The organism is Nitrospina watsonii (assembly GCF_946900835.1).
GTDB classification, from domain to species: domain Bacteria; phylum Nitrospinota; class Nitrospinia; order Nitrospinales; family Nitrospinaceae; genus Nitrospina; species Nitrospina watsonii.
In genome coordinates this window covers 382,665-404,321 of record NZ_OX336137.1, presented here as the reverse complement: position 1 = coordinate 404,321, position 21,657 = coordinate 382,665, and the positions used below count along the sequence as shown (strand labels likewise).

The 21,657-nt window shown below is 58.6% G+C and carries 19 protein-coding genes; 10 read left to right on the top strand and 9 right to left on the bottom strand.

Annotated features, from left to right (window positions below; translation table 11 throughout):
• The first annotated feature begins 8 nt into the window (after positions 1 to 8).
• The 5 genes from cysS (at position 9) to QML71_RS01790 (ending at position 6,611) form a co-directional block, all read left to right on the top strand.
• A complete protein-coding gene (gene cysS / locus QML71_RS01810) occupies positions 9 to 1,451 on the top strand; it encodes a cysteine--tRNA ligase (protein WP_282010188.1) in 1,443 nt (480 codons plus the stop codon).
• Positions 1,436 to 3,007 (top strand): DUF2851 family protein, encoded by a 1,572-nt coding sequence (locus QML71_RS01805; RefSeq protein ID WP_282010187.1) that lies wholly within the window; start codon positions 1,436 to 1,438, stop codon positions 3,005 to 3,007. Before cysS ends, QML71_RS01805 begins: the two co-directional genes overlap by 16 nt.
• A gap of 114 nt (positions 3,008 to 3,121) precedes the next feature.
• Positions 3,122 to 3,925, top strand: a complete 804-nt coding sequence (gene cysD, locus QML71_RS01800) for a sulfate adenylyltransferase subunit CysD (RefSeq protein WP_282010186.1) — start codon at positions 3,122 to 3,124, stop codon at positions 3,923 to 3,925.
• A complete protein-coding gene (locus QML71_RS01795; protein ID WP_282010185.1) occupies positions 3,926 to 5,752 on the top strand; it encodes a GTP-binding protein in 1,827 nt (608 codons plus the stop codon).
• Positions 5,753 to 6,305: 553 nt separating this feature from the next.
• Entirely contained in the window at positions 6,306 to 6,611 is a 306-nt protein-coding gene (locus tag QML71_RS01790; RefSeq protein WP_282010184.1) for a 2Fe-2S iron-sulfur cluster-binding protein, read from the top strand.
• An 84-nt stretch (positions 6,612 to 6,695) separates the two neighbouring features.
• On the opposite strand, the gene QML71_RS01785 is transcribed toward QML71_RS01790, so the two are convergent.
• Positions 6,696 to 7,055 (bottom strand): hypothetical protein, encoded by a 360-nt coding sequence (locus tag QML71_RS01785; protein WP_282010183.1) that lies wholly within the window; start codon positions 7,053 to 7,055, stop codon positions 6,696 to 6,698.
• Positions 7,056 to 7,102: 47 nt separating this feature from the next.
• Here QML71_RS01785 and QML71_RS01780 point away from each other — a divergent pair, with 47 nt between their 5' ends.
• Entirely contained in the window at positions 7,103 to 7,900 is a 798-nt protein-coding gene (locus QML71_RS01780; RefSeq protein WP_282010182.1) for an SDR family NAD(P)-dependent oxidoreductase, read from the top strand.
• 482 nt (positions 7,901 to 8,382) lie between these two features.
• Here the strand turns inward: QML71_RS01780 and QML71_RS01775 are convergent, their stop codons facing one another.
• Positions 8,383 to 9,447 (bottom strand): NAD-dependent epimerase/dehydratase family protein, encoded by a 1,065-nt coding sequence (locus QML71_RS01775; RefSeq protein ID WP_282010181.1) that lies wholly within the window; start codon positions 9,445 to 9,447, stop codon positions 8,383 to 8,385.
• 146 nt (positions 9,448 to 9,593) lie between these two features.
• On the opposite strand from QML71_RS01775, the gene QML71_RS01770 reads away from it, so the two are divergent.
• Both QML71_RS01770 and QML71_RS01765 read left to right on the top strand, forming a co-directional pair.
• Positions 9,594 to 10,967 (top strand): phosphomannomutase/phosphoglucomutase, encoded by a 1,374-nt coding sequence (locus tag QML71_RS01770; RefSeq protein WP_282010180.1) that lies wholly within the window; start codon positions 9,594 to 9,596, stop codon positions 10,965 to 10,967.
• Positions 10,964 to 11,341 (top strand): VOC family protein, encoded by a 378-nt coding sequence (locus QML71_RS01765; protein ID WP_282010179.1) that lies wholly within the window; start codon positions 10,964 to 10,966, stop codon positions 11,339 to 11,341. The genes QML71_RS01770 and QML71_RS01765 overlap by 4 nt, the downstream gene beginning before the upstream one ends.
• A gap of 7 nt (positions 11,342 to 11,348) precedes the next feature.
• Here QML71_RS01765 and amrB read toward each other — a convergent pair whose 3' ends face one another.
• The 5 genes from amrB to QML71_RS01740 form a co-directional block, all read right to left on the bottom strand.
• Positions 11,349 to 12,152, bottom strand: a complete 804-nt coding sequence (amrB, locus tag QML71_RS01760; protein WP_282010178.1) for an AmmeMemoRadiSam system protein B — start codon at positions 12,150 to 12,152, stop codon at positions 11,349 to 11,351.
• 26 nt (positions 12,153 to 12,178) lie between these two features.
• Positions 12,179 to 12,850: a protein-L-isoaspartate(D-aspartate) O-methyltransferase gene (locus QML71_RS01755; RefSeq protein WP_282010177.1), complete on the bottom strand. Its 672-nt coding sequence runs from the start codon at positions 12,848 to 12,850 to the stop codon at positions 12,179 to 12,181.
• 37 nt (positions 12,851 to 12,887) lie between these two features.
• Positions 12,888 to 13,256, bottom strand: coding sequence for a hypothetical protein (locus QML71_RS01750; protein WP_282010176.1), 369 nt, complete (start codon positions 13,254 to 13,256; stop codon positions 12,888 to 12,890).
• A gap of 133 nt (positions 13,257 to 13,389) precedes the next feature.
• Entirely contained in the window at positions 13,390 to 14,544 is a 1,155-nt protein-coding gene (gene moeB / locus QML71_RS01745) for a molybdopterin-synthase adenylyltransferase MoeB (RefSeq protein WP_282010175.1), read from the bottom strand.
• 104 nt (positions 14,545 to 14,648) lie between these two features.
• Positions 14,649 to 15,836 carry a pyridoxal phosphate-dependent aminotransferase gene (locus tag QML71_RS01740; protein ID WP_282010174.1) on the bottom strand — a complete coding sequence of 396 codons (1,188 nt, stop codon included), beginning with the start codon at positions 15,834 to 15,836 and terminating at the stop codon, positions 14,649 to 14,651.
• A gap of 448 nt (positions 15,837 to 16,284) precedes the next feature.
• On the opposite strand from QML71_RS01740, the gene QML71_RS01735 reads away from it, so the two are divergent.
• Positions 16,285 to 18,351: a TOL_0244 family TonB-dependent receptor gene (locus QML71_RS01735; RefSeq protein ID WP_282010173.1), complete on the top strand. Its 2,067-nt coding sequence runs from the start codon at positions 16,285 to 16,287 to the stop codon at positions 18,349 to 18,351.
• Between the two features lie 4 nt (positions 18,352 to 18,355).
• Complete coding sequence (locus QML71_RS01730; protein WP_282010172.1) at positions 18,356 to 19,033, top strand: YfiR family protein; 678 nt, start codon at positions 18,356 to 18,358, stop codon at positions 19,031 to 19,033.
• Positions 19,034 to 19,089: 56 nt separating this feature from the next.
• On the opposite strand, the gene QML71_RS01725 is transcribed toward QML71_RS01730, so the two are convergent.
• On the bottom strand, positions 19,090 to 19,800 hold the full coding sequence (locus QML71_RS01725; RefSeq protein ID WP_282012568.1) for an XRE family transcriptional regulator: 711 nt from the start codon (positions 19,798 to 19,800) through the stop codon (positions 19,090 to 19,092).
• 540 nt (positions 19,801 to 20,340) lie between these two features.
• Positions 20,341 to 21,444 carry an aldo/keto reductase gene (locus QML71_RS01720; protein ID WP_282010171.1) on the bottom strand — a complete coding sequence of 368 codons (1,104 nt, stop codon included), beginning with the start codon at positions 21,442 to 21,444 and terminating at the stop codon, positions 20,341 to 20,343.
• Positions 21,445 to 21,657: the final 213 nt, after the last annotated feature.

The following is a 21,657-nucleotide window of genomic DNA, read 5'->3' as shown; positions in this document are numbered from 1 at the left end:
TTGAACGCATGGCACTGCGCATTTTCAACACACTCACCGGCAAGAAGGAGGAGTTCGTCCCGCTCCAGCCGGGGAAGGTGCGCATGTACGTCTGCGGCGTCACCGTCTATGACTACTGCCACGTCGGCCACGCCCGCGCCGCCATCGTCTTCGACACCGTCTTCCGCTACCTGAAGCATGCGGGTTACGGCGTCACCTACGTCCGCAACTTCACCGACATCGACGACAAGATCATCAAACGCGCGCAGGAAGAAACGCTGCCGTGGAAACAGGTCACGCGGAAGTACATCGACGCGTTTTATGAAGACATGGACGCCTTGAACGTCGAGCGTCCGACCGCCGAGCCGCTGGCCACCGATCACATCGGCGACATGATTGCCATGATCGAAGGCCTGGTGAACGACGGCAAGGCCTACGCCGCCGGCGGCGACGTGTACTACGCCATCAAATCCTTTCCCGATTACGGCAAGCTGTCGGGGCGCAACCTCGAAGACATGCAGGCGGGCGCGCGCGTCGAACCCGGCGAGCACAAACACGACCCGATGGACTTCGCGCTGTGGAAACAGAGCAAGCCGGACGAACCGGCGTGGGACAGCCCGTGGGGACCCGGCCGCCCCGGCTGGCACATCGAGTGTTCGGCCATGAGTTACCAGCTTCTGGGCGAAACCTTCGACCTCCACGGCGGCGGCAAGGACCTGGTGTTCCCGCACCATGAAAACGAGATCGCGCAGTCCTGCGGTTTCACCGGCAAACCGCCGGTGCGCTACTGGGTGCACAACGGCTTCGTCAACATCAACAAGGAAAAGATGTCGAAGTCGCTGGGCAACTTCTTCACCATCCGCGATATCCTGAAAACGTTTCATCCGGAAGTGCTGCGCCTGTTCCTGTTGACCAATCATTACCGCGGGCCGATCGACTTTTCCGATCAGTACCTGAAAGACGCGGAGAAAAACCTCGACCGCTTTTACGAATTCTTCGCGCAGGCCGAGGCCCGGCACGGCGGCTTGAACGGCGGTGCGGCGAAGATTTCTGACGACGCCCTGCGCCGGCAACCGCTGATGCAAAAGTTCGAAGCGGCGATGGACGACGACTTCAACACCGCCGTGGTGCTGGCCGATCTCATGGAAGAACTGCGCCGCCTCAACAAACAGTTGGGCGGGGACGGCACCGACTGGAACGCGTTCGACCTCGACGCCGCCACGCTGCGTCAGGCGGGGCAACTGCTCGGCCTGTTCTGCCGCACGCCGGAGGCGTACAAAACCGAGACGCGGGCGCTCAAGGGCGGTGGGCAGGATCTCGATGTCGCCCGTATCGAACAACTGATTGCAGAGCGGCAGGCGGCGCGTTCGTCGAAGGATTTCCAGCGCGCCGACCAATGCCGGGATGAACTGCAAAAAATGGGTGTGGTCCTCAAGGACTCGAAAACAGGCACAACATGGGAAGTTCAATAAACGTCACGCATGAATTTTTTTCCGATGCCTACCTGAAATTCTACCGGCTCTACTCGCAGACGGAAGTGCACGAACCGGCAGAACCGCCGGTGCCGGAGAAGGTGATCCGCTGCGTGTGGAACGACCAGTTGTTCAAAACCCCCAACCTGAAAACCACCGACGGCCAAACGCTGGAAGTCGTCTTCCCCGGCTACTGGAACTTCGGCAGCGGCCCCGACTTCAAAAGCGCCGCGGTACGCATCGACGGTGAACTGCTGGAAGGCGATGTCGAACTGCACGTGTACGGTTCCGACTGGACCGCCCACCGCCACAGCGACAACAACGAATACGACAACGTCATCCTGCACGTGTTCATGTGGAAGGGACGCGGCAACAAAAAGCTCACGTCTAAGAAAAAACCGGCGAAGCCGGAGCCAAAACTGTCGCGACCGCACATCCACGAGCTCGAACTCAAAAAATACCTGAAACGCGGCATCCTGAAACTCAACGAGGAGTTGGATTTCGACACCTACCCCGTGCTGCATTCGTTCAACTACGGCCTGTGTCACCAGCCGTTGTCGCGCCTGCCCGAGGAAAAACTGCTGGAGTTGTTGAACGCCGCCGGCGACGCGCGCATCCATACCAAGATGGACCGCTTCCACGACCGCGTCATCACCAAGGGCTACGAGCAGACGTTTTACGAAGGCGTGGCCGAGGCCATGGGTTACCCCAGCAACAAGATGCCGTTCCGCATCCTGGCTGAAAACGTGCCTGTCGCCGAAATCCACGAGATGGTGCCCGCCCGCGCCAGCGGCGAGAAGGCGGCGGAAATCATCCAGGCCGTGCTTTTCGGCGTGTCGGGACTGATCGATTTCGATGAGCTGGAAGAGCGCGGACTGGCGGCGGCGGACCGCACTTTTTTCAACCGGCTGAAGAAGCACTGGGAGCCGCGCCGCGACCGCTTCGAAGACCGCCTGATGAGCCCGCGCGACTGGAAATTCGGCAAAATGCGCCCGGCCAATTTTCCCTACCGGCGCATTGCCGCGCTCAGCCACCTGCTGGTCCGGCACTGGGAACACGGTCTGTTCGTCGATTATCTGGAAACCCTGAAATCCGTCGTTCCCAAATCCGCCGGGACGGGTTATACTAAGGCGATCAGAGACAAGTTGACCCTTTTTTTCTGTGTCGAAGCTGTGGACTACTGGTCCCGGCACTACACTCCGGGAGGCAAACCCCTCAAGCAGAAACAACAACTTGTGGGACCCGACCGGTCGCGGGAAGTGGCCATCAACATCGCCCTGCCCATCGGTCTCATCTACGCCCGGGCCAGCAAATCCGTCCCCTTGGAGCAGGCCCTGAGATCGTTGTTTCAAACCAAGAACCGGCCCGCCGACAACAAGTGGATCCGGTTCATGAAACACTACATTCTGGGCAACGAAGAACACATGCTGAAACCGCTGACCAGCGACCAGCAGACGCAGGGGTTGATGCAGATTTACCAGGATTATTGCACGAAAAACGAAAACAACTGCCTGCGGTGTAAGTTTCCCGGCATGGTGGAGCGGTATTTCTCCTGAATTCCCCCTCCCGTCCCCGGTTTTTCGCGTAGAACCCTTGATTCGATTGAATTAAAACTATAAAGTGGGATCATTCATCCCCCTTCCGGCAGCAGGAGCCGTACAGGTATTATCATGGATCATTTGACCGACCTCGAAGATCAGAGCATTTACATTCTTCGTGAAGCGTATAAAAATTTCAAAAACCTGGCCATGCTGTGGTCCATCGGTAAGGACTCCACAGTCATGTTGTGGCTGGCGCGCAAGGCGTTTTTCGGACACTGTCCGATTCCGCTGGTGCACATCGACACTTCGTACAAGATTCCGGCGATGATCGAGTACCGCGATCATTACGCCAAGCAGTGGGGACTGAACCTCATCGTCGGCCAGAACAAGAAGGCCCTCGATGAAGGCATGAACCACGAAATGGGCCGTCTGGTGTGCTGCGAAGCGCTGAAGACGCAGGGCCTGCAACAGACCATGGAAGAGTACGGTTTCACCGGCCTCATCCTCGGTATCCGCCGCGACGAAGAAGGCACCCGCGCCAAGGAGCGCTACTTCTCGCCGCGCGACAAAAACTTTGAATGGAACTTCAAGGATCAGCCTCCGGAGTTGTGGGATCAGTTCAAGACCACCTTCGCCGAGGGCACCCACATCCGCATCCATCCCCTTCTGCACTGGACGGAACTCAATGTGTGGGAATACATCGAGCGGGAGAACATCCCCATCATCGACCTGTATTTCGCCAACGAGCAGGGCGAACGTTACCGATCCCTCGGTTGCGCCCCCTGCACCGGCTCCATCCAGTCCAAGGCGCGAAATGTGAAAGAGATCATTGAGGAATTGAAAAACACCACCATCTCCGAACGCTCCGGGCGCGCGCAGGATCAGGAAAACGCGTACGCCATGCAGAAGCTTCGGGCCAAGGGCTACATGTAAATGGGAGACAACGGATTCAAGACCCCCCAGGATGGCCGGTTGATGAAACTGGTCATCGTCGGGCACGTGGATCACGGCAAATCCACGCTCGTAGGGCGTTTGCTTGCCGACACCGACAGCCTGCCCACCGGCAAGCTGGACCTCGTCAAAGACATCTGCGACCAGCAGGGGAAGACCTTCGAGTTCGCCTTCCTGCTCGACGCCCTGGAAGAGGAACAGGAACAGGGCATCACCATCGACACCTCGCAGATTTTCTTCAAGACGGAGAAGCGCTGGTACGTCATCATCGACGCCCCCGGCCACAAGGAATTCCTGAAGAACATGGTCACCGGCGCTGCCAACGCGGAAGCCGCACTGCTCCTGATCGACGCCCACGAAGGCGTGCAGGAACAGTCGCGCCGCCACGGCTACATCCTGCGCCTGCTGGGCATGACGCAGGTGGCGGTGGTCATCAACAAGATGGACCTCGTCGGTTACGACCCCGAGGTGTACTTCAAAATCAAGACCGAGTACACGCAGTTTCTGGAATCGATCGGCATCGAGGTGCACGAGTTCATCCCCATTTCCGCGAAGATGGGTGAGAACGTCGCCAAGCGCTCCGAGCATATGCCGTGGTACACCGGCCCGACCATCCTCGAACGGCTCGACCAGTTCCAGGAAAAAGCCGGGAGCGTGGACAACCCGTTTCGCCTTCCCATTCAAGACGTGTACAAGTTCGACCAACGCCGCATCATCGCCGGGCGTGTGGAGTCGGGCACGGCAAAAGTCGGCGACCGCGTGATCTTCTCGCCCTCGAACAAAAGCACCGTGATCAAAAGCATTGAAGCGTGGAGTGCCGACGCACCCGCCACCGTCGAGGCCCCGCACTCGGTCGGCATCACCCTGGCCGAACAACTGTTCCTCGAACGCGGCGAACTCATCAGCCTGGAGAAGGACCGCCCGGTGGTGACCACCACCTTCGACGCCAACGTATTCTGGATGGGCAAGCGTCATCTGAAAAAAGGCGAAACGTACAAACTGAAACTCACCACGCAGAACGTGGACTGCGAAGTCGTCGAATTCAACAAGGCGATCGACGCTTCAACGCTGGAAACGCTGCCCGATCAGGATTTCATCGCCAAGAACGACGTCGCCGAAGTGACACTGCGCACCAAGCGGCCTGTCGCCTTCGACCTGTTCACCGACATCGCCGAAACCGGGCGCTTCGTGCTGGTCGATGAATACGACGTCTGCGGCGGCGGCATCATCACCCACTTCACGCCGCTGGAAGAAGTGGACCGGTTGCGCAACGAGGCGCGGCACCGCGATTCGCACTGGGTGCAGGGCACCATCACCCCGGACATGCGCGCCTACCGCAACGGACACCGCCCGGCCATGATCCTGTTCACCGGCAAATCCGGCACCGGCAAGGCGGCCCTCGCAGGCAAGCTGGAAGAGGTGCTGTTCCACCAGAATTTCCAGAGCTACCTGCTCGACGGACGCAACATCCAACTGGGTGTGGGCGCCGACATGGATGCGGAAACCTATTTCACCGATGGCGAAGCGGTCCGCCGGTTTGGCGAAGTCGCCAAGCTGTTCCTCGATGCCGGGCACGTCGTCATCTCCACCTCGAACGTGTTCAACCAGGAAGACCATTCCAACATCAACCTGTTGATCGAACCGAGCCCGCTGGTGGAAATCCGCGTCACCGACGACCGGTTTCCGAAAGGCATGCCGGAAATCGTGCTGAGCCTGGACGATGTCAAAGACACCGACGCCGCCGTCAACCGCATCGTCGATTACTTGAAAGACCAAAAAATCCTGACCGGCCACAACTATTCCATCTGACCCTGTCAGTCGGGAAAGCGCGCTGGCTACGGCTCAACGTATGAATTGGGCTCGGTGGGTACCCACTACATGGGAGTGAACCCATAGATTCTTCGCTAACGCTCAGAATGACAAACTCACGCTGAATTGTCATTCTGAGGAGCCGCAGGTGACGAAGAATCTATGTGTTGGCTTTTTTAAGGAATTTAAAAATTGTGCCCACAGGGCATCGTTCGCGGTGAACGCATCAACCCGTTTCCCTCCCGCGTGGCGGGACCGGACCACGTCCGGAAGAATGGAAAGGAATTTAAAAATTGTGACCGCAGGGCATCGTTCGCGGTGAACGCATCAACCCGTTTCCCTCCCGCGTGGCGGGACCGGACCACGTCCGGAAGAATGGAAAGGAATTTAAAAATTGTGACCGCAGGTCATCGCTATCTATTGAAAGGATCAGCCTGATTGCACTCCGCCTTGCGGAGGAGAATTTGTTTGACTTTTGACCTGTCGCATGGCACTTTACAGCCTTCATTTTGGGGTTTAATTGCCGGAATTCCGGCGCTTTGAGGATCCATTCATGCCCAAAATCACCGTTCACGACACCGAAACCGGTGAAGATAAAATTTTCAAGGTGGGTTACGGCGGCAACCTGCGCCAGGCCGCTCAACATCACGACATCAGCCTGTACCGCGGCCTGCATGAGTACACCAACTGCCACGGCATGGGCTCCTGCGGCACCTGTCTGGTCGAGATCGAACCCATGGAGCACGTGAACGACCACGGCCTCATCGAAAAGCTCCACAAGATCAGCGGCAATCGCAAGCTGGCCTGCCGCACCAAAGTGTACGGTGACATCCACATCAAGACCAAGCTGGTGGAATGACCGCCGTGGGCCGCCTGCGGGCGCGTCCGCAAGCCACTGCCTCTCGACTCTCCCCCATTTGCCCCGTCCGGGCACCCCATCGCTTTACAGCAATTGCAATAAAATCAACGCAGGCAGGAAAACCAGCCCCATCACCGTGATTCCCGCGTGCAAAACCACGTCCCATTTGCGGCTTAAGGGGATGATTGTGATAAAGTAGAGGGCCACGAGATAATCCCAGATCGTGTTTTCATGATGGATGCCGTTGATGACAAGGTAAGAGGCAAGGCTGAACAGCACCGCGCCATAGACCAGAAGATGCGTCCGCACCAGCGACGGCGTCTTCTTCTGGAACCCCAGCGAGAGACCGATGAACACGTTGATGATGTGCAGACAAATGGTGGCCGCCACCCAGATGAGAGACGGCGACGCCTGCACCTGGTCGATCATGTTCGGGGGATTCATGGACGCATCTCCAAAGGCTGGCTGAAAAACAGGAAAGGAATTTTAGCATGGATTTGAATCTGGCAGGACGCAAAGTCCTGATCACGGGAGCGGGGGACGGCATCGGCCGCGAACTGGCCCTTGCCTTCGGAAAAGAAGGCGCGCGCGTGGCCGGGTGCGCCCGCACCACCGAACGCCTGCAGGCATTGGAGAAAGAAATTGAAGGCGCGGATCACATGTTCCAGTACGCGGACGTAACGCAAAAAGACGACCTCGAACGCTTCTTCTGGTTTGCGGTGGAACAGCTCGACGGCCTCGACGTGCTCATCAACAACGTCGGCTCCATAGGCAAGATGGCCCATTTTTTCGATTTGACCGATGACGACTGGCAGGCGGCGTTCGACATCAACCTGCTGCCCGCGGTGCGCCTGTGCCGGCTGGCGGTGCCGGAGCTGAAAAAATCCAAACATCCCTGCATCCTCAACATCTCATCGATCGCCGGCAACCATCCCGGTGAGGTGTTTCCCCATTATGCGGCGATGAAAGCGGGGCTGTCCAACCTCACGGTGTCGCTGGCGCAGACGCTGGCGGCAGACGGCATCCGCGTCAACACCGTCGCGCCGGGCCCGGTGTGGACGCGTTCCTGGCAACAGGAAGCCGAAGCCGCCGCAAAAGAGGAAGGCACTCATGTCGAAGAAATGGCTGAGGCCATTCGCCAGTCCACCGCTGACACCGTACCGCTGAAGCGCATCGGCATGCCCGCAGACGTGACCGGCCTGACCCTGTTCCTCGCTTCCGAACAGGCCTCATGGATCACCGGCACGCACTTCACCATCGACGGCGGCATCGTGCGCAACCCGTTTTAACCCTCAACTGCCATTCGCTGTTGGCTTTCCAAAGAAAACGATTGAGTGAGAGAACGCAGTTTAATAAACCCTGCTCTCACCAGGGGGCGCTCACAGAGTGACGGGCAGGATGCATTGAATTATCCCCTCTCCTTACCAAGGGGCACTCACGGAGTGGCGGGCTGGGAGGGGTTGCTTTTCTGGTTTGGTTTTTCCAAAGGCAAGGAAGCAAAGACACCTCATTCCCTCCCCTGCATCCCTCCTTGGAAAGGAGGGGAGAAAAAATGGTAGCGGGTTGTTCAAAGTGGGGTGGATGTATTGCCTGCGGGCCAACGTCCGGCGATCACATCTCTTTTCCCTCATGGGTTCAACACATAGATTCTGCGCTTCGCTCAGCATGACAAACCAGCCTGGCATGTCATTCTGAGGAGCCGCAGGTGACGAAGAATCTATGTTTTGTCAACCCCGTCAAAAGCTCGTGTGAAAGAAAAGCGACACCGCCTTCACAGCCGCTGGCGCAAGCCGTCGTGAATTTCCTCGAAGGTCTGTTGCAGGTTGTACTGGATATCCCAGTCCGGGTAATCGGTTTTGAAACGGGTCATGTCGCTGATCCACCAGATGTGATCCCCCGCCCGGGGTTTTTCGATGTAGTCCCAGTTCAGCTTGTTGCCGGTGATCTGTTCGCAGATCGCAATCGCCTCCAACATCGAACAGTTGCTGAAGCGGCCACCTCCCATGTTGTACACCTTGCCGACGCCGGGCTTTAGATAAAACTGATACAGGGCCTCCACCACATCGCGACTGTGGATGTTGTCGCGCACCTGTTTGCCCTGGTAGCCAAATACCTTGTAAGGCGTTTTTTTCATCGTGCACATCATCAGGTAGGACAAAAAACCGTGCAGTTCCGTTCCGGAATGCCCGGAGCCGGTCAGGCATCCGGCACGGAAGCACGCCGTCTTCATGCCAAAGTAACGGCCGAACTCCTGCACCATCAGGTCGCCCGCCAGCTTGGACACACCGAACAGGCTGTGTGTGCATTCGTCCAGGCCTATGGACTCGTCGATGCCGTTGGCGTAATAAGGATGTTTTGCTTCCAGCTCCCAACGCGTATCTTCTTCCACGAAGGGGAAGGCGTTGGGCTGATCGCCATAAACCTTGTTGGTGGACATGTAGATGAAAACCGCGCCCGGACAATAACGCCGCGCCAATTCCAAAAGCACCAGCGTGCCGTTGGCGTTCACCGTAAAATCCGTCATCGCCTGTTCCGCCGCCCAGTCGTGAGACGGTTGCGCCGCAGAGTGAACGATCAGCTTGATGTCTTTTTCATGCAGCTTGAACAACTTATCCAGATTCGCCCGGTCACGGATATCCAGGGAATGATGATGGTAATTGGGATACGTCTCGATCAGACGCCGTTCGTTCCACGCCGTGGAGGCCTCGTCACCGAAAAACACGGAACGCATGTCGTTATCGATGCCATGCACAATGAATCCCTTATCGAGTAAAAACTCCGTCGCCTCCGAGCCCACCATACCGCTGGAACCCGTTACGATTGCAATGTCCGCCATATATCCACCTTTTAACAGGCTCCCCGTGGACCGCGTCCAACCCTGTCATCAAACCAATTCCTGCGTTGCCAACGGGGAACAATTATCCTATTCTTGTAACCAATCGATCCATTTAATATAACAGACAACCCAAATCCCCTCAAAACATGAATCCTCAGATCTTCCGCGAATACGACATCCGTGGCCTGGTGGAGCAGGACCTGTCGCCAGAAAACGTCGAACAAATTGGAAAAGCCATCGGTACGTATTTCCGGCGGCATGGAAAAAAAACGCTGACTCTGGGCTGGGACATTCGAGACAGTTCGAAAACGTTCCGCGAAATCCTGACACGCGCGTTGAACGGCACCGGCTGCGACGTCATCGATATCGGCATGGTGCCGACGCCGGTGGCCTATTACTCGCTGCACCACCTGGAGGTCGATGGTGGCGTCATGATCACCGGCAGCCACAATCCGCCGGAGTTCAACGGATTCAAAATCAGTTTCGAAACACACAGCCTGTACGGCAAACGCATCCAGGAACTGAAAACTCTGATCGACCACAGCGATTTTGAAACCGGCAACGGCACGGCCCGCGAACAGGATATCAAACCCGGCTACATGGACCACATCGCCGGCATCATCAACATCTCACGCCCGCTGAAGGTGGTGCTCGATGGCGGCAATGGCTGCTTCGGCATCATCGGTCCGGAGTTTTTCCGCCGCCTCGGCGTCGAGGTCATCGAACAGTACTGCGAACCGGACGGCACCTTCCCGAACCATCACCCGGACCCCACCGTTCCCCGATACATGGCCGATCTGATGACGCGGGTGAAACGGGAACGAGCCGATCTCGGCATCGGTTTCGACGGCGACGCCGACCGCATCGGCGTGGTGGACGACCAAGGCACGCTGTTGTGGGGCGACCAGTTGTTGATCCTCTACGCGCGCGAGCTGTTGCAACGCCACCCCGGCACCGCCGTGGTGGGCGAAGTGAAATGTTCGCGCAACCTGTTCGAAGACATCAAGAAGCACGGCGGCCAGCCGCATATGTCCGCCGCCGGGCATTCCCTGATCAAAAAGAAAATGCAGGAAACCCAGGCCCTGTTGGCCGGGGAGATGAGCGGCCACATGTGTTTTGCCGATTCCTATTACGGGTTCGACGACGCCATCTACGCCGCCTGCCGCATTCTGGAAATCGTCGCCAACACCGGGCAACCCGTCTCCGAGATGCTGGCCGACCTGCCGGTGATGCACAACACGCCGGAAATCCGCATCGACTGTCCGGATCATCTCAAGTTCCGGGTGGTAAAGGAAGTGACGGAAACGTTCCGCGCGAAATACGATGTCGTCGATATCGACGGCGTGCGCGTCGAGTTTGAAGACGGATGGGGCCTGCTGCGCGCTTCCAACACGCAACCGGTGCTGGTGCTGCGCTTCGAGGCCACCAGCAAAGCCAAACTCAATGCGTATCAGGAACTGATGCGCGAGCAGCTGGAGCCGTACAAACCCGACGTCAACTTCTCTCCGGTGTCCGCATGAGGTACGCGCACACCCGCTTCCGCGTGTCGGACATGGATGCATCGCTGAAATTCTACCGCGATGTTCTGGGAATGAAGGTGGTGGAGGAATCGACGTCACCGCGCGGATCGAAACTGGTGTTCCTGCAGTTTCCGGAAAACGACGCCGAGCTGGAATTGTGTTCGTTCCCCGACAGCGGCGGCGTTTCCGTTCCCGAAGACCTCGTGCACCTGGCGTTCGAGGTGGACGACCTGGATGTGTGGATGCAGCGTCTACAGGCAGGCGGCGCGCCCATCACCGAGGGCCCGACAGAAAGCCGCAGCGGGTCGCGTTTCATTTTCAGCGAGGATCCGGACAAGTACGAGATCGAAATCATTCAACGCCCGAAGACCTGACGGCCATTCAGGAAACGATCATCCCCGCATACCCCACCACCCGCTCCATGTCGCCGCTCACCTCGCCCGAAGTCATGTACTGGCTCAATACGGATTGTTGCGCGCCCAGGTCTTTGGCCGCCGTCAGCATGACGGTGGCGGGGTTGACGCCGCACATGGTGATTTGGTTATCATGCACAACGCGGTGCAGCCCGGCCGCATCCAGTTCCCGCATGCGGTCGATGGCCCGGTGGTCTTTCAGGGTGGCGCTGTCGTGCGATTCGTAATGCGTCATGTCGGAGCTGGCGACGAGCAATACCGGCCCTTCCACCTCGGCGATGGCGCGGGCCAGCGCGTGGCCCAGCTTCACGCAATCTTCCAGACGAAAGCGCATGAGGCAAAGCGGCACGAACCGGAACGGCGTGCGGTAATACTGAAGAAACGGCAGTTGCGTCTCCAGCGAATGCTCGGCGCGGTGCGCGGCTTCATCCTCCTCCACGTCGGGCAGGTGTTTGCGGATGGCGGCGGCCAGTTCGGTATCGATTTCGACATCGCCCATCGGCATCGACCACGCGCCTTGGGACATGATGGAGAGGGGACGACCCATGCCGGTGTGGTTGGGTCCGAGAATCAGGATGCGTTCGGGAATCTCGATGGCGTCGTACACCGATCCCGCCACATCTCCCGAATACATGAAGCCCGCATGCGGCGCCACCACGCCCAGCGCCTGCACTTTGTTCTGCCGGCCGGGCAGGTGGCTCTTCACTTCTGCGCGTAGCGCCTGGGGATCGTCCGGATAAAACCGTCCGGACACGGCAGGTTGCCGGGACATGCTCCACCTCCTGACCGTATCACAATCTATGGGTTGCGGACGGCGCCGGTCATCGGCACGAAACGCACGCCGGTGATGATCGTTCGGGTGATGCCATCCGCCTGCTTCCTCACCAGCAGCAGCTGCTGCGCCGCTTCGTTTTCCAACGGCAGCACCATGCGGCCACCCACCCGCAACTGATCGATCAACGGTTGCGGGATCTCGGGCGCGGCGGCGGTGATGAGGATGGCGTCGAACGGCGCATGTTGCGGCCAGCCCTCGTAGCCGTCGCCGTGCCGCACGTTCACATTATTGTATCCCAGTTTAGGCAGAAGGTCGCGGGCTTCGTTGGCCAGCGGTTCGATGATCTCGATGGTGTACACCGTGCGCACCAGTTCCGCCAGCACCGCCGCCTGATAACCGGAGCCGGTGCCGATCTCCAGCACGCGTTCCTGAGGCTTCAGGTTCAACGCCTGGGTCATGAGGGCGACGACATAGGGTTGGGAGATGGTCTGGCCGTGGCCGATGGGCTGGGCAAAATCGGAATAGGCCCAGCGGGCCTGGGATGGGTCCATGAAGCGGTGCCGGGGCACGCGGCCCATGGCTGTTAGCACCCGCTCGTCGGTGATGTTGCGTCCGCGCAGGTCTTCATCCACCATGCGCTGCCGCTGCTGCCCGGGGTCCTGGGGCCAAGCCGGCCCGGGACTGCCCGCCAGCACGCAGACGGCTATGAGGAGGGAGAAAAAAAGAAGGTTGTTAGAAAATGAGTCCGTTCTTCCTGAGCCACTCCTCCGTATCGAAATTGTCGCTGACGAATTCTTCAAACTCGATTTCCTTTTGCGACAAAGGCTGGCCATCGATGAATTGGGACGCATCCGCGGCTTTCTTCCTGGAACGACGGGGTTTCTTCCTGGGTTTTTCGGAGTCCTCTTCCACTTCCACGTCAAACCCTTCGGTCAGGGTTTGCAGCTTGAGAACCAAAACCATGAAGCTCTGCGGACAGATGTCTTCCCGTTTTTGAATTTCCGCAACCATCTTTTTCACTTTCTCAGAACTCAACACCGCTTCGGTGATGGCCTTCGAAAGTTTTTCGTAATCGCGCTCAGGATCCTCGGAGTAACTCAAGGAAATCTCCTTTCCATATAGTGCTCAGTTTCCCTAACTGAATTGCTTGCGTAGAGAGCCACCTTAAACTGGTAACCCCGCCATGTCAAGGGCGGGCAACCCGCCCTTGACCTAGGCAAGCCTAATTGAACGCTTAATACTGCGGCACCGTGGAATCGATTTTTTCGGACCACTCCAAAATACCGCCGCGCATGCTTTTCACGTTGTCGAACCCCATGTCTTTGAGGGCTTTCGCCGCCTTCAGGCTGCGCACGCCGCTCTTGCAATGGATCACGATTTCATCGGATTTCTGCAGGCCGTTCAACTTCTCTACATTCCGTTCTTCGATCACATCGAGCGGAATCAGCGTGGCCGCATCGATGCGGCAGATCTGCCGTTCGCCTTCGCCGCGCACGTCGATGAAACGAAAATTCTTGCCGGCGTCGAGCATCTGCTTGACGGTTTCCGGTTCGATTTCCATGTCCCGGTCGGCAGGGTCGTCCTGCGGCGGCAAAATCCCGCAGAACTGTTCATAATCGATCAGTTCCTTGATGGTGGGGGTGTCGCCGCAGATCGGGCAGTTTTTGTCGCGGCGCAGTTTCATTTCCCGGAATTTCGTGGCCAGCGAATCGAAGATCAGCAGGCGGCCGCTCATCGTGTCGCCCTGTCCGAGGATGATCTTCAGCGTTTCGTTGGTTTGCAGGCAACCGATGATGCCGCACAACACGCCCAGCACCCCGCCTTCGGCGCAACTGGGCACGAGGCCGGGAGGCGGCGGTTCCGGATACAGGCAGCGGTAACAGGGGCCGTCGCCCGCGCCGAACACCGAAACCTGGCCTTCGAAGCGCAGGATGCAGCCGTACACGTACGGTTTGCCCAGCAACACGCAGGCGTCGTTCGCCAGGTAGCGGGTCGGGAAGTTGTCGGTGCCATCGACGATGACGTCCCAGTCCTTGAAAATAGTGAGAGCGTTTTCCGAGGTCAGGCGCTCGTTATACAACACGACGTTCACGTCGGAATTGATGTCGTTGATCCGCCTTTTCGCGGATTCGGTTTTGAGCACGCCCACGGTGGATTCGCCGTGCGCGATCTGGCGTTGCAGGTTGCTTTGGTCCACAACGTCGAAGTCGATCAGCCCCAAGGTGCCGACGCCCGCCGCAGCGAGATACAGAGAAACCGGAGACCCCAATCCGCCGGTGCCGATGCACAGCACTTTCGAATTGCAGATTTTCTCCTGGCCTTCCACACCCACTTCGGGCAACAGCAAATGGCGGCTGTAACGACTGATCTGGTCTTGCGTCAAACTCATGGTCGTTTTCCAGTGAATGGTTTGTCTGGATGGAAATGATTGCTTGTATTCTATCAAATTGTTGGATGCGCGGAAACCGCAATTGGATTCTCCCGCATCGGCAATTACCGGTTTTGGGCCTCCTGAAAGGCCGCCTCCAGTCCCGGCAGCGCGCCCTCAATGACCGCATCCGGAAAGCAGTACGAAAGACGGAAATAACCCGGCGCGCCGAAGCCCCGCCCCGGCACCACCAGCACTTTCTTCGCCGTCAGGATCTCGATGAACTCGATTTCATCGGCCAGCGGCGATTTCGGGAAAAAATAAAACGCACCTCCGGGACGCACCACGTCGTAACCGATGCGCGTCAACTCGGCATACAGGCGGTCGCGGCGGCGCCTGTAAGCGTCCACGTCCACGGTCACCTGCTGCACCTCTTTGACCACGCGTTGAAACAAAGCCGGGGCGTTGACGAATCCCAGAACACGGTTTGAGAAAATCAGCCCGGCCATCACATTCGCCGCGTCGGCGCACTCCGGATGCACCGCCACGTAGCCGATGCGCTCGCCCGGCACGGCGAGGTCTTTCGAATGCGAGGTGATGTACAGGCTGTGCGCGTACACCTCGATCGGGTTCGGCGTCTGTTCGCCGTCGAACACGATTTTTTTATACGGATCGTCGGCGATCAGATAAATCGGGCGGCCGCGTTGTTCCGACTGCCGCCTAAGCACCGCTGCCAGTTCTTCCATCGCCTCGCGTGTGTACACGACCCCGGTGGGGTTGTTGGGCGAATTGATGATGACCGCCTTGGTGCGGTCGTTGATGGCGGCGGCCAGCGCCTCGAAATCGATGGAAAAATCCGGCTTCGTGTTCACCGGCACCGCCTTGCCGCCATGGTTGTCGGCATAGAACAGGTATTCGACGAAATACGGCGCGAACACGATCACCTCATCACCGGGGTCGAGCAGGGTTTTGAGCACGATGTTGAGCCCGCCGGCGGCGCCACAGATCATGACGATGTCGTCGGCGCCCAACGCCACCTTGCATTCCTCGGACAACGCGTGCGCGATGGTGGCGCGCACATCGGCGTAACCCGCGTTCGGCATGTAGCGGTGGCGGCCCGGTGTGGGGTCCTGCGCCGCGGCCAGGAGCGCGTCCTTCACTGCCTGCGGCGGCTCCGCCACCGGGTTGCCCAGCGACAGATCGAAGACGTTGTCTGCGCCGAACTCCTGTTTCAGCCGGATGCCTTCCTCGAACATCTTGCGAATCCACGAAGCCCGCTCCATGAATCCCAGCACTTTTTTCGATATCGCCATGATGCCATCCTTGTAAAGGGGACTTCTGATTCAACTGCCTGAACCGGGAAGCATACCGGCAACCGGGACAAACGCAAACCCGGAATGCCTGGCACCCGCATGCGGATGCCTTCCGCCCCAGCCGACGGTCCTCCGGGGCACGCCTTGCTGCGGGTTGCTGCCACAAAAATTCGGTTTTGTGGGAAATAGGGTTTCCCTCAACCGAAAAATCCGCAATAATTGACCCCGATTGCCTGGAACCGGCCCGGAGTTCATCCGGCTCCTGCGGAGAGGCTCCTTTTGTAATAAAGTTTCAACTGGTTATCCAGTATCCGGCTATTCAAGACGGGCATGAGAGGAACCCCTTTCGAGAGAGTCTTTAATCTGATTTTGAATGCTGGCCTGAATATTGAAAACCCCTACACCGCCATCCCGATGCCCCTGCTCTGGCATGGCCAAGGCACCGCGTATGACTGACCGAATCATCCGGCTTGTTTGGCTCCCCATTCTGCTTGTGGCCGGCATTTTAGCACAGGCATTGCCCCTCCAGGCAGAGCCTGGCGATGCGACGGCGCTTCCGGCTCCCCGGTTTACAGGCCAGCTCGATTCTTTAATGGAAGTCCCTCTGGAGGAATTGTTCCAGATCACCGTCACCTCGCCTGCCAAAAAGGAACAACCTCTGTACAAAGCCGCATCGGCGATCTACGTCATCACCGGCGATGACCTGCGCCGCACCGGGGCCACCAGCGTGCAGGAAGCCCTCCGCCTGGTGCCGGGCATGATGGTGGCGCAGATCGATTCCGCCAGTTGGGCCATTTCCGCGCGCGGTTTCAACAACCGCTTCGCCAACAAGCTGCAAGTAATGATCGATGGCCGCTCACTGTACACGCCGTTGTTCGCCGGGGTGTTCTGGGATGAGGTGGACCTCATCATGGAGGACATCGAACGCGTCGAAGTCATTCGCGGCCCGGGCGCGGCGCTGTGGGGAGTCAATGCGGTCAATGGCGTCATCAACATCATCACCAAAACCGCGCACCGCACGCAGGGCAGCCAGGTGAGCGTCGGCGGCGGCACCATGGTGCAGAACATCGACTCTTTCCGCTACGGCACGCAGGTGAACCCGGAAACCTCGTACCGGGTATGGGGCAAATACGTGCAACGCGCACCGCTGGACACCATGCAGGGCATGGACGGCGTGGACGATTACCGGGTGGGGCGCGGCGGCTTCCGGCTGGACTGGGACCGCACCCCGGCGGACACCTTCACCTTCGCCGGCAACTATTACGACGGCGCGCTGGAGCGCCGCAGCCTGAACGGGTTCGTCTCCTTCACCCCGCCCCAGGGCGGGGTGCTGCGCGACAACTGGAAGATCGACGGCGGCATGTTCCTCGCCCGCTGGAAGCACAGGCTGAACGCCGATTCCGACTTCTCGCTTCAGTTTTATTACAACCGCCAGCACCGGCGCACGTTCCAGGTCGAGGATGTGACCATCGACACCTACGATCTCGATTTCCAGCACCGGTTCCGCATGACGCCGGGCCAGGAACTCACCTGGGGCATCGGCCAGCGTTTCTACGACGATTCATTTGAGAACACGCTAGGTTTCCAATTCGATCCGGACCGGCGCCTGAGCTACATCACCAGTGCCTTCGTGCAGGACGAGATCCGCCTGGTGCCCGACCGCTGGACGCTGACGGTGGGCAGCAAATTCTCGTTCAACAACTACACCGGCTTCGAATACCAGCCGAGCGCCCGCCTGCTGTGGACGCCCAATCCGAAGCACACCGTATGGGGCGCGGTGTCGCGCGCGGTGCGCATTCCGTCCCGCGCCGACGACTCCCTGCGCGTCAACCAGCCACCGCCTGCGGGCCCCGCCACCCTGGCTCTGATTGGGCAGAACGGGTTTGAGTCGGAGGACCTGCTGGCGTTCGAGCTGGGTTACCGCGTGCAGCCGCAACCCTCGCTGTGGATCGACATCGCCACCTTCATGAACTTCTATGAAAACCTGCGGACGCTGGAACAAGGCGCCGCGTTTGTCGAACCCACGCCCGCGCCCGCGCACGCCGTGGTGCCGTTCCTCTTCCGCAACCGCAAATCGGGATACACCTACGGCGTCGAAACCGCGCTCAACTGGAGCCCGCTGGACTGGTGGCGGTTCAAAACCGCGTTCACCTGGTTTGACATGAACCTGAAACTGGAACCGGGGAGCCGCGACGCCGTCCTGAGCCAGGAAGAGCATGTGGACCCGGCGTACCAGTTCAACCTGCGTTCCCACATCGACCTGCCCCACAAATTCGAATTCGATCAGATGCTGTATTACGTGGATTCCATTTCGTCGAATGGCATGAAGATGAAAGGCTACACGCGCGTGGACCTCAGGCTGGGCTGGCGTCCCATGCAGTCGCTCGAACTCAGCGTGGTCGGCCGCAACCTGCTCGATCCGCATCACCTGGAATTCGCCACCGGCACGGCGCAGACCACCGACCTGTCGTTGATCGAACGCTCGGTCTTCGGTCAGGTGATCTGGAGGTATTGATGCCATGCTGAAACGACCGGCAGCACAGCATGCATCCTGGAAATGGTGGACGGCTTTGCTGTACCTCGCGGGATGGCTGCTGCTGTCCGGGGCACAGCCTGCATCCCTGAGGGAGGTCCAGAGCCGGGAAACCCTGGACTCGGAAAAGGCCACCGCGCTGAAAGTGGCCTACATGCGCTACATCGCCGAATACACAACCTGGCCGCTGGGGACACTGAAAAACCCGGAGCAGCCTCTCACCTTCTGCATGCTGGGTCACGATGTGGAAGGCATGGCGCGGCGCATCGACCGCCTGATCGTCGAAACCGATTTCCACATTCAGGGCCGGCCGGTGCAACTGAACATCCTGCGTAAGGGCCTCCTGCCTTTTTTATCTGACGAATCCGAGATGATCGAGTCCATCCGCCCCTGCCATCTGCTCTATGTGTTGCCGTCGGAAAAAGACCGCTGGGACACATTGAGCCCACATATCCAAAACCTGCCGGTGGTGACGATCAGCGAGATCGAAGGGTTTTCGCAGAACGGAGGGATGATTCAATTCGTGCTGACGCCGGTTGCAAACGGATCGGGCCTGCGCTACAGCCTGCACATCAACCTCAAGAACACACTGCAGGCCGGGCTGCGCCTGAGTGCGAAGTTTCTCAACCTCAAGCAGGCCGTACGCATCGTGGAGTTTCCCTAGACGGGCAACCCGGAAGGGCGCGCACAGAGACGGCGCACGGGTCAGGATGAGACGATCTAAAATTTGCGGCCGATCCAGACGACCGGGCCGATGATGGCGTAACGTTTTTTCTCGGCTTCGGACAGGGTGAACGCCTCGTATTTTGGGTTGTCGGATTTGACGGCAAGGCCTTCCCCCGGGATCGATTGCAGGCGCTTGATCCATACTTCCTCGTTCGGCGTGCGGAAGCAATAGATGCCGTCATCGCGCATTTGATCCCTCGACGCGTCGATGAGAAGCAGGTCGCCATGGTACAGCGTGGGTTCCATGCTGTCGCCCATCGCCTCAATCAAAAGCAATTTTTCTTCCGGCACCTGCAAGGTGTCCTGCACCCATTTTTTCTTGAAGGCCAGGTGGTCCACCACCGCGCGGTGATCCAGCGATTCCCGCAACCCCACTCCCGACGCCTGGTACAATTGCGACAGATACACAAACTCCGCTTCTTCGCTCCCGGCCTGGTACGCCTCCGGGTCTTCCTGCACCCGGCCCTTCGTCTTCCTGCCCTCGCCGGAAATCAGCCATTCCATGTGGATGGGCGGATCCTGCAGGCGGCAGATGTTCAGCAGCAGCTCCGGCGACGGGTTCACGGTTTCTCCCCGCTCCAGCCGGCTGATGTCCACCTGGTGCACGTTCAGCTTACGCGCAAACACCAGCTGGCTCTGGGAACCGCGCAGACCACGGATGCGCTGGCCCACCACCTTCAAGTCAACTTTTTTATATTGCGACACCAAGATAATTAATTTTTGTTTGACAGGAGCTGGGCGCTCTGGCTATAGTATAGGGGTCCCGAAGTGAGCACTAAAATAGGTGTGCCTTCCCTGTGCTCTTTCATCGAGACACGTGTGCTTAAAACGGACGTGTGCTTAGAACGGTTTGATGTTTTTTAGACCGCACTTGAGTTGCAGGTGGAGCACCTAATCAGGAGGGGGCTAAACAGTTTTCAGGGCACGCGTCACCCACAGCGGCACCACACCGATTTCCAGACAAAGTTCCCCTCCCCCATCTGGAATACCGGGTTTCTTAATTATTTCAGATTGTTTTCAAAACAACCCCGGCCATCCCCAGAACGGGAACCGGAAATTATATTGGTATGCCTTGTCAACCTGAGAAGGCGCAGTATAAACGATTTCCTGAAAATTTCTAGATTTTTGTAGAGTTCTCTACATTTTTTTGTTGAAATTCCCGTAAAACCTTATTTTTAAAGTAGTTTCGACAGAAAACATTTTGGCGGGATACACCGGGAGCGGGCATAGGGGGGATGTACTTTATCACAAGGATTGAAACACCGCCTTGAACTGAGGGCCGCCTAACGGCTCGTGCCGGCATACCGCCAGGTTTTCCTCGATGTGAAACAGCTTCTTCATGCCGACCAGCGCGGCGGCGATGCCCGGCGTGCTGCGCGTGAACTGCAACGCCCGTTGCAGATCGTTGAACGCATCGTCGCCGAACAGGTGCCGTTGCTGTTCGGAGAGCGGCTCCAGCTTGCCCTGCCCGATCGACCCGCTGATCACCGGGATCAACCCCAGATCCCGCGCCGCAACGATCGCCGACGTGGTCTTGCCGTTCAAAGGCTGCGTGGGTTTGCCCACCGCTTCGCGCATCATCAGGTTGAACGGCAGCTGCACGTATTCGAAATGGTCCGCGCCGCTATCGCTCACCGACTGCGCGATCTTCTTGGCGCGTTCCAGCGAGATATGCTTGGCCTGCCCCGGCGGCAAGCGCAACCCATTCCACGTCGCCAGGCCGTAAGCCCGGATGCGGCCGTCCTGCACCGCCTGCTCCAGAAACGCAAACGCCTTTTCCAAACGGTCGTAGAACACCTTGTCAGACACGTTGCCCAACTGCGTTTCCGGGTTGTGCACGTAATAGACGTCGATGGTTTCGAGGCCGAGGTTGGCGCGGCTGCGCTCCAGTTGGTCCTCCAAAAACAGCGGGTGCATGCAATGACAGTCCGCCACCAGATCGTCCATGCCGATGCCCGGCACCTCGTCCTTGCCGTATGTTTCCTCGAACCACTCGACGCCCAGCGACTGCGGTAAAAATCCACCCTTCGAGCACACGATCACTTCATTGCGCCGCACCGTTTTCTGCGCGACCAGCTCTGCCAGCGCCCGGCCGACACAGCGCTCGCCGCGTTCGCCGCGGTAATTGATGGCGGAATCGACCACATTGATGCCCGCACCCATGCACGTCACGATCGACTGATACACCAGGTCGTCCGTGTCCTCATCCGCATTGCCGAGATACGTGCCGATGCCCACCGACGACCACCACAGCGGCCCCGCCTGCTGGAAATGCCCTTCCCCGCACTGCAATTCAAACCGGTCCTTGTAGTGTGCCGTGCCCTGCGGCGTGGCGTGGCCTGCGATCATCGTCCCATCCGTCATAAATAAACCCCAACACATTGATAGATAGCGGTTCCCTTCGCACCCACACCATACCATTTTCCCCACACCGGGAAAAAGCAAATCCACTGGACCACGTCCAGAGGGAACGGTTTGTATTGGGAATGCGCCCGGTCCCCCTTGCAAGGAAGAGAACCGGCTCCCGATCCATCACCCGCCCTGTTTTCTCCCCTCCTTACC